This window comes from Rathayibacter sp. AY2B3 (genome assembly GCF_002931755.1).
Lineage (GTDB): Bacteria > Actinomycetota > Actinomycetes > Actinomycetales > Microbacteriaceae > Rathayibacter.
Map to the genome: position 1 here is coordinate 1 of NZ_PSUG01000072.1, position 11,478 is coordinate 11,478.

Below are 11,478 nucleotides of genomic sequence, written 5' to 3' on the forward strand. Positions count from 1 at the left end.
CCAGGCGCCCTCGACGAGCACGTCGTCGTGGCCGACGCGGACGTCGGCGTGGATCGCCGGCGTCCGCGGCTCCGGCTTCACGCTGCTGGTGATGGGGATCATGATCCTGGCGGTGGTCGTGCTCGCCCCGAGCATCAAGAACTTCGTCGAGCAGCGCGCCGAGATCGCCGAGCTGCAGCGCTCGGTCGATGCGGCCAAGACGCAGGCGCAGAACCTAGACGAGGAGCGCACCCGCTGGTCGGACCCGGCGTTCATCCGCGCGCAGGCCCGCGAGCGGCTCTACTTCGTCATGCCCGGGGAGGTCAGCTACCTCGTGCTCGACGACGTGACGCTCGCCCAGCAGGCGCAGCAGCCCGCGAGCGACACGGTGCAGGAGACCCCGAGCGACTGGGCCGGCTCCCTGCTGTCCTCGATCGCGGTCTCGGGCCTCGGCGAGGCGACCGCCGACGAGCCGGCGCCGACCCCGTAGGTCCCGCTCGGCCCCGCGTACACTGGAGCGTCCTCCCGGCCGTCCGTCCTCTGGAGCCCCCGTGACCACGCCCCCCTTCGATCCGCCGTCCGAGCGCGACATCGCGGTCGTCTCCGCCCAGCTGGGCCGTCCCGCCCGCGATGTGGTCGGGATCAGCGCCCGCTGCGTCTGCGGCGACCCGACGGTGGTCTCCACGAGCCCGCGCCTGTCCGACGGCACGCCGTTCCCCACCTTCTACTACCTGACCCACCCCGCCGCGACGGCCGCGATCTCGCAGCTCGAGGCCACCCAGGTCATGGTCGAGTACAACGGGATGCTCGCCGAGGACGAGGATCTGCGCGAGGCCTACGCCGCGGCGCACCGGGGGTTCCTGGCCGACCGCGAGAGCGTCGGCTCCGTCCCCGAGATCGCGGGCATCTCCTCCGGGGGCATGCCCTCGCGGGTGAAGTGCCTCCACGCCCTCGCGGCGCACGCCCTCGCGGCGGGCCCCGGCATCAATCCGATCGGCGATCTGGCCCTGGCCCGCGCCGACTGGTCTCCCGAGCGCTGCGCATGCAGGCCGCTCGACGCGTAGCCGCTCCTACCGGAGCCACGGAGGCGCCACCACCGGCGCGCTCTTCGCTAAGCTGATTCCCAGTCGGGGTCAGTGCTGCCCACCGCATCGAGAGCGGGCACTTCGCATTGCGTGAGGGTGTTCGCATTGTCCATCCCTCTTGGAGAGTCAACCGTGCCCAGAATCCTGATCGTCGGAGGCGGCTACGCCGGTTTCTACACCGCGTGGAAGCTCGAGAAGCAGCTCCGCCCGCACGAGGCAGAGGTCACGATCGTCGACCCGCTGCCCTACATGGCGTACCTGCCCTTCCTCCCCGAGGTCGCCGCGGGGTCGATCGAGCCCCGCCACGCGATCGTCTCGCTCCGCCGTCACCTCAAGAAGACCGCGATCCTCGCCGCCAAGGTGACGAAGATCGACCACGCGAACCGCACCGCGACGATCACCCCGACCGTGGGCGAGCCCTACGAGTTCGAGTACGACCAGATCGTCGTCACCGCCGGCTCCGTCTCGCGCACCTTCCCGATCCCGGGCGTCGCCGACAACGCGATCGGCCTGAAGACGATCGAGGAGGCGACCGCGATCCGCGACCGCATGCTCACGAACTTCGACAAGGCCGCGTCGCTCCCGGCCGGTCCCGAGCGCTCGCGCCTGCTGACCGTCACGGTCGTCGGCGGCGGGTTCGCCGGCATCGAGGTCTTCGCGGAGCTGCGCTCCTTCGCGAGCGCGCTGCTCAAGCGCTACCCCGAGATCGACTTCGAGGAGACGCAGTTCCACCTCATCGAGGCGATGGGCCGGATCATGCCCGAGGTCGCCCTCGAGACGAGCCACTGGGTGCTGAAGAACCTCGACCAGCGCGGTGCCACCGTGCACCTCGACACGCAGCTCAAGTCGGCCGAGAACGGCGTCATCCAGCTGTCGACGGGCGAGAGCTTCGAGTCGGACCTCATCATCTGGACCGCGGGCGTCATGGCGAACCCGTCGATCAAGAACTCCGACCTGCCCATCGAGGAGCGCGGCCGCCTGCGCGTGCGCGCCGACCTCCGCGTCGGCCACGACGACGTGCTCGTCGAGGGCGCCTGGGGCGCCGGCGACGCGACCGCCGTCCCCGACCTCACCGGCGGCGGCGTCGGCGGCTTCTGCGTGCCGAACGCCCAGCACGCCGTCCGCCAGGGCAAGCTCATGGCCAAGAACATCACCGCGGTGCTCCGCGGCGAGGAGCCGGTCGACTACGTGCACAAGAACCTCGGCGCGGTCGCGGGCCTGGGCATCGGCATCGGCGTGTTCCAGTCCGGCAAGATCGCGGTGAAGGGCTTCCCCGCCTGGGTGATGCACCGCGGCTACCACGGTCTCGCCATGCCCTCGTGGGAGCGCAAGTTCCGCGTGGTCTGGGGCTGGTGGAACAACCTCTGGCTCGGCCGCGACATCGCCTCGATCGAGGCCCGCGAGTACCCCCGCGGCTCCTTCGAGACCTACGCGTCGCGTCCGCGTCCGGCGGCCCCCGCCGCCGAGGCTCCGGCCGCGCAGGCCCCGGCGCAGATCCCCGGCCAGGCCGGTGCTCCGGTCCCGGTCGGCGGCGAGCCCGCCAAGTCCTGACACCGCCGCCGGGAGGATCGCTCCTCCCGGTGGTCGCCCCCATAGCCCAATCGGCAGAGGCAGACGACTTAAAATCGTCTCAGTCTGGGTTCGAGTCCCAGTGGGGGCACTCCGTCCGACGCCCGCTCCTCTAGGCGGCGCGGGCGTGCGCGCTGCGTCGAGCGGGCTCGAGCAGGGCGGCCTCGAGGGCCTCGGTGATCTCTCCCGGGGTGCAGTCGGCGCAGAGCACGACGAGCTCCTCCTCGGTGTCGCGGCCGCCGGAGCGGTCGAGGACGACGGCGTCGGTTCCGCAGAGTGCGCATTCGATCATGCGGGTACCGTACGTCCGACCTCCGACATGCGCGCGGCAGTGCCCCGGCGCGTCTCGCCCGGATCCGATCCGGGCGCCGGGTCCGACTCCGGACCGGTCGTCCTCCCGACCGGAGGACCCCGGTGTTCGGGAATCGGACGAGGATCCCGCGCGCCCGCGCCGCCTCGCCTAGAGTCGTCACCGGGCGGTTCCGCGCCCGGGCGCCCGCGTCCGGAGGCGAGCCGCCCGGTCCACGGCGGGCGCCGGAACGGTCCCGCTTCTCGTGCCCGCGGGCACTGTCATGCACCGCCCGGCGACGGGCGGCCGGGAGGCCCCCATGGGGAAGCTGCTCTACGGAGCCTCGGGAGTCGAGATCGAGTTCGACGACCGCACGCTCACGCACGTCCAGATCGTCATCGCCAACAAACTGCGCCGCCGCGAGAGCTTCTTCTTCTCCTGGCGGGACGACCCCGCGGTCGGCGACGGCCGCTCGAGCATCTGGCTCGACCCCTCCGTGCCCCTCTACTTCAAGTACTTCGGCGGCCGGGTCCCCTCGATCAACCGCACCTGGATCGATCTGCTGACCGTGTCGGCGAACTCGTCCGGCGGGCTCCAGCTCGTGCAGGAGCCGGACGCCGCCCCTACCCCGCCGCCGAAGGGCGAGCAGGGCGTCTGACCCCCTCACCCCGCCCCTCCCCGGAGAAGAGCCTCATGCAGCGCGACGTCTCGGCCCACCTGACCCTCGACGTCGCGGCTCCGGCCGCCCTCGTCCTCTCGATCGCCGTGGCCGACGCGTACGGGGCGGAGGAGTCGCTGACCCTCAGCGTGGACGGCCGCCCGCTCGCGGCTCGCGAGGTGGTCGACCAGCACGGCACCCGGCTGCACGTTCTCGACGCGCCGATCGGGCACCTGGTGATCGACTACTCCGCGCGCGTCCTCGGCCGCCTCGCTCCGCTCGAGGGCGACGAGGTGGACCGGCTGCGGTACCTGAGGCCGAGTCGCTACGCCGAGTCGGACGTGCTGTGGGCGACGGCCCGGGCCGAGTTCGCCGGCCTCGCCGGGGCGGACCTCCTGCACGCGGTGAGCTCCTGGGTCGGCACGCGTCTGGCGTACGTGCCCGGCTCCAGTCTTCCGACGGACGGGGCCGAGCGGACGCTGCTCGCCCGCCGCGGAGTCTGCCGGGACTTCGCGCACCTCGTCGTCGCCCTCCTCCGGGCGCTGGACGTGCCCGCCCGGCTGGCGGCCGTGTACGCACCGGGGCTGCAGCCGATGGACTTCCACGCGGTCGCGGAGGCCTGGATCGAGGGGGAGTGGCGGGCGGTCGACGCGACGACGCTCGCGCCGCGGTCGAGCCTCGTGCGGATCGCCACGGGACGCGACGCGGCCGACACCGCGTTCCTCGGCGTCTACGGCGGTATCGCGACGCTGCGGGAGCTGACCGTCGGCGCCGTGGCCGATGTGCTGCCGGGGGACGACCTCGACCGGCCCGTCTCGATCGGCTGAGCGGGCCGCCGAGCCCGGCTACTGAGCGGGCCGCCGAGCCCGGCTACTCCGACTCGACGAAGCGCCGCCAGGCCCAGATCGACGTGCACACCGCGCTGAAGGCGACGACGGCGAAGAGCACCGGGCCCGCTCCGCCGTCGGTCGACCAGGACGCGATGGTCGGGGTGAGCAGCACGAACAGCACGGTCGTCGCGAGGAGCGTGAGCCCGAGCCAGAGCAGCGGGGACCACTGCAGGATGCTGCGGCCGGCGGGGCGCCCGACCGGGAACAGCAGCACCACGCTCGAGCCGACAGAGATCAGCGTGGTTGCGCTCAGCACCTCGGCGAGGAGCACGGAGCCGAACGAGCCGTCGGGCGGGACCACGGCGGAGGCGCCCCAGGCGAGTCCGGCGAGCCCCAGCAGCGAGACGACGCGGACGGTCGAGAGCTTCGCCCGGTCGACGGCCGACGCGCCCTCGGGGAGGACGAGGCCGATCACCACGCCGAAGAGGAGCGCCGGGTCCAGCCCTGCGAAGCGCGAGACGAGAGCGGCCGCCGCGACCAGGAGCAGCGCGCGGGGAGCGGCGACGACGCCGATCCCGCTGAGGCCGATCCGCCGCCCGACCACCGCGGGGACGGCGGCGGCGACCGCGTTGACCACGGCGACGGCCACGATGACGGCGATCAGCAGGCGCAGGTAGGCCGGCTGGCTGTCGACGCGCCCCGAGAGCAGGACGAGGCCGGCTGCGCAGCCGATCATCCCGACGACCATCGGGCGCGGCGAGGCGGGACCGGCGTTCGGCTTGTCGTCGTACTCGACGGCGGCGCGGTTGCGGCCCGTGAGGTGCCAGCTGCGCTCGGCGCGGGGCGCGCGCCCGGCCGCGGCGAGGCGGGCCGGCACGACGACCAGGGCGAGCGAGAGCAGTGCGAGGGCGAGGGAGCGCATCCAGTCGGCCATCGAGACGACGGGCGATCCGGCCGACAGTGCGGTGGTCATGCCGGTCGCCGAGTTCCAGCCGCCCGGCTGCGAGTCGGCGCCGGGGGCGGGCTGCGGCGGCACGTCCCCGGCGTCCTGGTCGGGAGCGGGGACCGGCGCTGCGGTGGGCTCGGCGGTCGGCTCGTCGTCGGGAGCGGGCGCGGCCTCTCCGGGGCGGACGGGCGACGGGGACGCGGTCGGCACCGCGCTGCTCGGAGCGGGAGACGCGGTGGCCCCGGGAGCGGTGGGAACTGCTCCGGGAGCGGCCGGGGTCGTCGCACTGGGCGTACCGGTGGGGGCGGTCGTCGCCGCCGCGAAGGTCACGTCGATCCAGGGGCTCGGCGGGCTGTAGTTGCCGGCGCTGTCGCCGGCGATGGCGGAGACCCGGTGCGCACCTGCCGTGATGGTGCCGCCGGTGCAGCTCCAGGCGCCTCCGCTGACCGCCGCGTCGCAGGTGTTGACCCGGTCGACGTACACGTACGCGCGAGTGCCGTCCACGCCGGTCCCGGAGTAGGACGCGCCGCTGAGCGGCAGGGCAGCGCCGTCCGACGGCGAGGCGAGGGCAGGGGCGGCAGGAGCGGCGGTGTCGACCACGAGGGTCACCGGTGCGCTGGCCGGCGAGGCGGCGCTGCCGGCGAAGGAGGCGGTCTGCGTCGCCGTGACGCGGTAGCTGCCCGGCGCCGGAGTGGGGGCGAGCTGGCAGAACCATGCGCCGCCGGAGTCGGCGGTGGCCAGGCACGCGGCGCCGCCGTTCGAGACCGCGGCGACGCTCGCGCCGGGGTAGGCCGTGCCGCGGACCGAGCCCGCCGAGGTCGCCGAGCCGTCGACCGACTCGATGACGGGGGCGCTGAGGACGGCGATCGGGACGGCGGCCGAGGTCGTTCCGCCGCCGGCGAGGAGCTCCACCACGACCAGGGTCGCCGGCCCGTCGTCGAGGGAGACGGCGCAGCTCCAGCCGCCGTCGGGGCCCGCGGTGGTGATGCAGAGGGGGTCGCCGCCGCCGCGGAGCCCGACCTGCACCTGGTCCCCGGCGGTCGCCGTACCGGTGACCGTCGTCGCTCCCGTCCCGAGGACCGCGCCGGAGGTGGGAGCGGTGATCGCGAGAGCGGCGGCCTGCGCGGCCGGCGCGGCCAGCCCGGAGACGGAGGCGACGGCCGCGAGCAGAACCAGCAGCAGGGCGGCGGTGCGCCGCGGGGATCGGCGGAGTCGGGGCACCGGCACGGCCGGTGAACCCCCCGGTACTGCCACGTCGACGCCCGATTTCACGATGCGTCCATTGCACGGGGGCAGGGGGGAGCTGTCAAGCGCGCCGCACCACTGTTCCCGGATGTACACCATCCGGAGGAGGCGTCTCAGCCGGTCGGGGGAGTCGGGAGGATCCGGGAGAGCGCTTCCGCGAGAATATACCCGTCGATCAGATCCGGAGGACAGTGGAATGAGCGAAGACGAGGCCCGCGGGCGCGATCGGCGGGAGGTGCGCGTCGAGGCCGCGCGCTTCGACGATCCGCGCGAGCTCGGCGGGCTCCTGCCGCCGGGCCTGCGCATCGGACTGGCGCAGAGCGCCTTCCAGACGGAGGGCTCCCTCGAGACGGGCGGCCGGGGCCGGTCGGTGTGGGACGACTTCGCACTGCGACGGGGGACGATCGCCGAGGAGGCCACTCCCGAGATCGCGACGGACTTCCTCCTGCGCTGGCGCGAGGACCTCGCGCTGCTGGTCGATCTCGGCGTCGACGAGCTCCGGCTCTCGGTCTCGTGGCCCCGGCTGCAGCCCGACGGCCGCGGACCGATCGACCGCGGAGGGCTCGGCTTCTACGACCGCCTGCTCGACGGGCTCGCCGAGACGGGGATGCGGGTCGCGCTGACCCTGCACCACCGCGACACCCCGTCGGCGCTCAGCGGCGGCTGGATGAACCGCGACACCGCGTTCCGCTTCGGCGATCTCGCGTTCGAGCTGGGCGGGCGGTTGGGCGATCGGGTCGCCGACTGGATCACCCTCGACCAGCCGTCGACAGTGATGCTCGAGGGCTATGCGCTCGCGCGGCAGGCGCCGGGCGCCGGGCGGCTGTTCAGCGCCCTGCCGGCGCTGCACCACCAGCTGCTCGGGCACGGCGTGGCGCTGGAGGCGCTGCGAGCGGCGGAGGTGACGGGGAGGATCGGCCTGGTCGACGCGCTCGCGCCGGTCGAGCCCGCCTCCGACGACGACCGGGACCGCGCCTTCGCCTCCCTGGCGGACGTTCTTCGGAACCGCCTGGTCGCCGACGCGGTGCTGACCGGGTCCTACCCGGTCGGACCGGAGGAGCTGCCGCCCTTCCTCGGCGCCCTCGCGCAGGCGGATCCGGTCGACCTCGCGCGCATCTCGGCTCCAATGGACTTCTACGCGGTCGCGCCGCTGCCTCCGCTGCGGATCGCGGCGGGCCGCGACCCGGCGCTGCCGACCGGGGCGGGCGCTCCTCCCGCGCTCCCCTTCCACACGGCGCCCTGGCCGGAGCTGGACCGCACGGGCGACGGCTCGCCGGTCGCGCCCTGGGCGGTGGTCTCGGTGCTGCGCTCCCTCGTGGAGCGCTACGGCGACACCCTCCCTCCGCTGGTCGTCACCGCGCTCGGCGCGAGCTACCCGGACGAGCCCGACCGCGAGGGAGCGATCGTCGACACCGAGCGGATCCGCTGGCTGGGGGCGCATCTCGCCGCCCTGGCCGAGGCCGTCCACGACGGACTGCCGGTCGAGGCCGTGCAGCTCTGGACCCTGGTCGACGCGTTCGAGTGGCAGCACGGCTACAGCCGCCCGCACGGGCTCGTGGCGGTCGACACGCGCAGCCGCGACCGCGTGCCCAAGGCGTCGTTCGACTGGCTCCGGCGCGTCCTCGACGCCCGCTCCTGACGCGGGGGCGTGGGAGACTGCCGCCGTGCGCAGCCTCCTCGCCCTCGCCTCCGTCCTCCACGCCGACGCCGCCCCCGTGCTCGCCGCCCTCGCGGACGTCCTCGCCGCTGACGGCGCCTACGAGCGTCGGGGGAGCGGGCTCGAGCGCCGGCTCCCCGTGCTCGGCGTCGAGCAGTGGCGGGTCCTGGCGGACGAGGAGGGGGCCCGGGTCGAGTGCGAGCTGGTCGCGGCGCCCGCTTCGTCAGCCCTCGCCGGGGTCCTCCTGCGGCGGCGGATCCGCGAGGCGCCGGAGCGGTTCCGCGCCGTCGTGACCGCGGTCGCCGACGCGGTGGAGTGACGCTCCGCGCAGGTCCGGGCGGGTCCGCTCCGCCGCCCGCTCTCCGCTCCGCCTCCACCCCGCGCCAGCGCCCCCCGAACGGGGAATGCGCGGGCGCTCCCCGCTGTTGTCTACCGATGACGGGACGGGGCTCGGCGCCCCGCCCAACGGACAGCTCGGAGGAGCCAGAGGCAGATGGCAGGAACAGGGATGAACAAGGGTCGAGGGGCGCGCGGCAGTGACGACGAGATCGTCTACCGCCGCCACGCGAACGGACGCGGCATGGTCGCTCCCGGATCGCGCGTCTCGGCGACCGCGTACGTGGAGACCGGCGCCTACGTGGAGCCCGGCGCGACCGTGGGCGAGCGCGCCTGGATCGGCGCGGGCAGCTGGGTCGACCGCGACGCCATGATCGGACACAGTGCCTTCATCGGCGCGAACGTGCACGTCGGGCCCGAGGCGATCATCGGGCCGGGGGCGCGGATCGGGAGCTACTCCCGCATCGGACGCTCGGCCGTGATCGCGACCGGCGCCCGCATCGACCGCGACACCGTGGTGCCCGACGGCGCCCGGAAGGGCCTCGACGAGGCGAGCGAGAGCGGCCGGCGCGCGGCCTGACCCCACGACCCTGTTCCGTCGGCTCCCCGGAGCGGCGGAATAGGGTCGTTCCATGTTCGAACTCCACCACCTCAGCGCGCAGGAGCAGTGGGACTGGCTGCAGCGCGGAGAGGTCACGCCTCTCGAGCTCGCCGACCACTACCTCGCCCGGATCGAGCGCTGGAACGGGGACCTGGGCGCCTTCGCCACGGTGACCGCCGATCAGGCGCGGGAGCGGGCCGCAGCGCTCGGCACCGAGCCCGGCACCGCTCCGCTCTGGGGCCTGCCGAGCGGCGACAAGGACCTCTGGCGGCGCGCGGGCGTGCGGACCGCGTCCGGATCCCGGCTCCGTGAGCACCACGTGCCCACTGACTCCGACGAGATCGTCGAGGTGCTCGACGCGGCGGGAGCGGTCAGCCTCGGCAAGACCGCGGCGCCCGAGTTCGGGATGCCCTCCTACACCGAGACGCGGATCGGCCCGCCCGCCGTCACGCCCTGGGACACCCGCCTGGGGGCCGGCGGATCCAGCGGAGGAGCAGCGGTCGCCGTCGCCGCGGGACTGCTGCCGTTCGCCCCCGCGTCGGACGGCGGCGGGTCCATCCGCATCCCCGCCGCGGCCTGCGGACTGGTGGGGCTGAAGCCCTCCCGCGGACGCGTCGCCGCGCTCTCCGGCATCGGCGGGGTCGGCGGCCTGACGGTCGCCGGGCCGATCACCCGCTCGGTCGCCGACGCGGGCCTCCTGCTCGAGGGCATGCTGGAGCGGACGAACGGCCGCCTCCCGCAGCGCTGGTCGCTCGGCGCGCCCGGTGACGGCGACGGCTCGTTCCTCGGCGCCGCGGTCCGGGGAGAGGGGCGCTTCCAGATCGGCGTGCTGACGGACTCGCCCTGGGACGAGGAGTACGAGATCGCTCTCGCTCCGGAGGCGCGCGCCGCCCTTGACGAGGGGATCGCCGCGCTGGCCGCCCTCGGCCACGGGCTCGAGGAGGCGTCGCTGCCCCCGAGCGCCGCGTACCCCGCCGCGTTCCGGACGCTGTGGCAGAGCGGCGCGGCGACCCTGCCCGTCGAGGGCGCAGACCTCGATCTGCTGGAGCCGCTGACCCGCTGGCTGGTGGAGGAGGGGCGTCGGCGATCCGCCCGCGAGATCGTCGAGGCGGCGTCCTGGCTCTCGGGCTACGAGCGCGCGGTGATCGCGGCGTTCTCCGGCGTCGACGCGGTCCTGACGCCGTCGCTGGCGATGACACCGCGCCCTGTCGGCTGGTACGACCTCGAGGATCCCGAGCGCAATTTCGAGCAGCAGTGCCTCTACACGCCGTACACGTCCTTCGTGAACGTGAGCGGCCTCCCCGCGATCACCCTTCCGCTGAGCACCACGGAGGAGGGCCTGCCGATGGGAGTCCAGCTGATCGGGCGGCCCGGCGGCGAGGCGACGCTGCTGGCGATCGGCGCGCAGCTCGAGCGACGGGCGCGCTGGCAGAGGCGGCACCCGCCGCAGTGGTGACGGAGGAGGCCGCCGTGGTGACGGATCCGTTCGCCGAGGTGGCGGGTCCGGACGCGGCCGCACGGCGGATGGTCAGGATCCGACTCTGGCCACTGAGGTAAGCCTTGCCTATACTCGAACGCGATGTGCATGTTCGAGGACCGCGACGGCTCCGCGCCGGTCGACGTGAAGCAGTTCCTGATCGCGGGCGACGAGACCGTCGTGCCATGGATCCAGAGCATCCTCGACACCCTCCCCGCGAACGCCCGCGGCCAGGTCTTCGTCGAGGTCGACGACGCGCGCGGACTCCCGCCGCTCGCCGCCCCCGGCCGGGTCTGCGTCACCTGGCTCGGCCGCTCGGAGCGCACGGGCGCCCCCGGCACCGGGGAGCGCTGCTCCCGCGGAGTCGCGCTCGACCGCGCGGTCCGGGCGTGGGTCGGCGAGATGTCGGTCGTCGACGGCGACTACCCGTGGGCCGACGACCGCCACGACTTCTGCGCCTGGATCGGCGGGGCGGGCCCCGTCGTCGCCGAGCTCGCCGCCGACGTCGAGGCGCGCCTGCGCACCTCCGCCGAGCACCCCGCGCGCTGACCGTCCGCCGGGCGTCCCGGCTCAGTGTTAGGCAAGGCTAACCTTCTGTGCGAGACTGAGGCGATGCCTCCGACGACCGCCGCCCCCGCCCGACCGGCCTACCGGCCGTACCTCGCGACCGTCGCCGCAGCGACCCGGATCGCCCCGCACTTCATCCGCGTGACCCTCACCGGCACAGGCCTCGACCACGTCGGCTGCACCGGCCCCGACCAGCGCATCAAGCTCGTCGTCCCCACCGCCGCCTCCGACGCCCCCGC

At 74.3% G+C, this 11,478-nt stretch carries 13 protein-coding genes and 1 tRNA gene; 12 read left to right on the forward strand and 2 right to left on the reverse strand.

Annotated features, from left to right (window positions below; all coding sequences use genetic code 11):
• Positions 1–91 precede the first annotated feature (91 nt).
• From C5C24_RS16785 to C5C24_RS16800, 4 genes are all read left to right on the forward strand, one after another.
• The gene (locus C5C24_RS16785; RefSeq protein WP_219812894.1) at positions 92–469 is read left to right on the forward strand and encodes a septum formation initiator family protein; all 378 of its coding nucleotides are present in this window, start codon (positions 92–94) and stop codon (positions 467–469) included.
• A 61-nt stretch (positions 470–530) separates the two neighbouring features.
• Entirely contained in the window at positions 531–1,043 is a 513-nt protein-coding gene (locus C5C24_RS16790; protein WP_104305514.1) for a DUF501 domain-containing protein, read from the forward strand.
• A 153-nt stretch (positions 1,044–1,196) separates the two neighbouring features.
• Positions 1,197–2,615 (forward strand): NAD(P)/FAD-dependent oxidoreductase, encoded by a 1,419-nt coding sequence (locus C5C24_RS16795; RefSeq protein WP_104225019.1) that lies wholly within the window; start codon positions 1,197–1,199, stop codon positions 2,613–2,615.
• 35 nt (positions 2,616–2,650) lie between these two features.
• Positions 2,651–2,724, forward strand: a tRNA-Leu gene (locus tag C5C24_RS16800).
• A gap of 21 nt (positions 2,725–2,745) precedes the next feature.
• Here the strand turns inward: C5C24_RS16800 and C5C24_RS16805 are convergent.
• Positions 2,746–2,925, reverse strand: a complete 180-nt coding sequence (locus C5C24_RS16805; protein ID WP_104305515.1) for a hypothetical protein — start codon at positions 2,923–2,925, stop codon at positions 2,746–2,748.
• Positions 2,926–3,241: 316 nt separating this feature from the next.
• On the opposite strand from C5C24_RS16805, the gene C5C24_RS16810 reads away from it, so the two are divergent.
• Both C5C24_RS16810 and C5C24_RS16815 read left to right on the forward strand, forming a co-directional pair.
• The gene (locus tag C5C24_RS16810; RefSeq protein ID WP_104277865.1) at positions 3,242–3,580 is read left to right on the forward strand and encodes an ATP-dependent DNA ligase; all 339 of its coding nucleotides are present in this window, start codon (positions 3,242–3,244) and stop codon (positions 3,578–3,580) included.
• 35 nt (positions 3,581–3,615) lie between these two features.
• A complete protein-coding gene (locus tag C5C24_RS16815; protein ID WP_104277866.1) occupies positions 3,616–4,407 on the forward strand; it encodes a transglutaminase family protein in 792 nt (263 codons plus the stop codon).
• A 43-nt stretch (positions 4,408–4,450) separates the two neighbouring features.
• Here C5C24_RS16815 and C5C24_RS16820 read toward each other — a convergent pair whose 3' ends face one another.
• Positions 4,451–6,577 (reverse strand): hypothetical protein, encoded by a 2,127-nt coding sequence (locus C5C24_RS16820; protein WP_146082659.1) that lies wholly within the window; start codon positions 6,575–6,577, stop codon positions 4,451–4,453.
• Positions 6,578–6,797: 220 nt separating this feature from the next.
• On the opposite strand from C5C24_RS16820, the gene C5C24_RS16825 reads away from it, so the two are divergent.
• The 6 genes from C5C24_RS16825 to C5C24_RS16850 form a co-directional block, all read left to right on the forward strand.
• The gene (locus C5C24_RS16825; RefSeq protein WP_181135565.1) at positions 6,798–8,240 is read left to right on the forward strand and encodes a glycoside hydrolase family 1 protein; all 1,443 of its coding nucleotides are present in this window, start codon (positions 6,798–6,800) and stop codon (positions 8,238–8,240) included.
• 25 nt (positions 8,241–8,265) lie between these two features.
• The gene (locus tag C5C24_RS16830) at positions 8,266–8,577 is read left to right on the forward strand and encodes a hypothetical protein (protein WP_104277869.1); all 312 of its coding nucleotides are present in this window, start codon (positions 8,266–8,268) and stop codon (positions 8,575–8,577) included.
• A gap of 174 nt (positions 8,578–8,751) precedes the next feature.
• Positions 8,752–9,174 (forward strand): transferase, encoded by a 423-nt coding sequence (locus tag C5C24_RS16835; RefSeq protein ID WP_104277870.1) that lies wholly within the window; start codon positions 8,752–8,754, stop codon positions 9,172–9,174.
• Positions 9,175–9,226: 52 nt separating this feature from the next.
• Entirely contained in the window at positions 9,227–10,651 is a 1,425-nt protein-coding gene (locus C5C24_RS16840) for an amidase (RefSeq protein ID WP_104305518.1), read from the forward strand.
• Positions 10,652–10,774: 123 nt separating this feature from the next.
• Positions 10,775–11,221: an SIP domain-containing protein gene (locus tag C5C24_RS16845; protein WP_104277872.1), complete on the forward strand. Its 447-nt coding sequence runs from the start codon at positions 10,775–10,777 to the stop codon at positions 11,219–11,221.
• A 63-nt stretch (positions 11,222–11,284) separates the two neighbouring features.
• The coding region (locus C5C24_RS16850) for a siderophore-interacting protein (protein ID WP_181135566.1) at positions 11,285–11,478 on the forward strand (194 nt) is incomplete at its 3' end.

Coding starts and splice junctions, on each gene's coding strand:
- C5C24_RS16840 (WP_104305518.1), top strand. CDS start 9,227: ATGTTCGAACTCCACCACCTCAGCGCGCAGGAGCAGTGGGACTGGCTG.
- C5C24_RS16805 (WP_104305515.1), bottom strand. CDS start 2,925: ATGATCGAATGCGCACTCTGCGGAACCGACGCCGTCGTCCTCGACCGC.
- C5C24_RS16835 (WP_104277870.1), top strand. CDS start 8,752: ATGGCAGGAACAGGGATGAACAAGGGTCGAGGGGCGCGCGGCAGTGAC.
- C5C24_RS16815 (WP_104277866.1), top strand. CDS start 3,616: ATGCAGCGCGACGTCTCGGCCCACCTGACCCTCGACGTCGCGGCTCCG.
- C5C24_RS16810 (WP_104277865.1), top strand. CDS start 3,242: ATGGGGAAGCTGCTCTACGGAGCCTCGGGAGTCGAGATCGAGTTCGAC.
- C5C24_RS16825 (WP_181135565.1), top strand. CDS start 6,798: ATGAGCGAAGACGAGGCCCGCGGGCGCGATCGGCGGGAGGTGCGCGTC.
- C5C24_RS16785 (WP_219812894.1), top strand. CDS start 92: ATGGGGATCATGATCCTGGCGGTGGTCGTGCTCGCCCCGAGCATCAAG.
- C5C24_RS16845 (WP_104277872.1), top strand. CDS start 10,775: ATGTGCATGTTCGAGGACCGCGACGGCTCCGCGCCGGTCGACGTGAAG.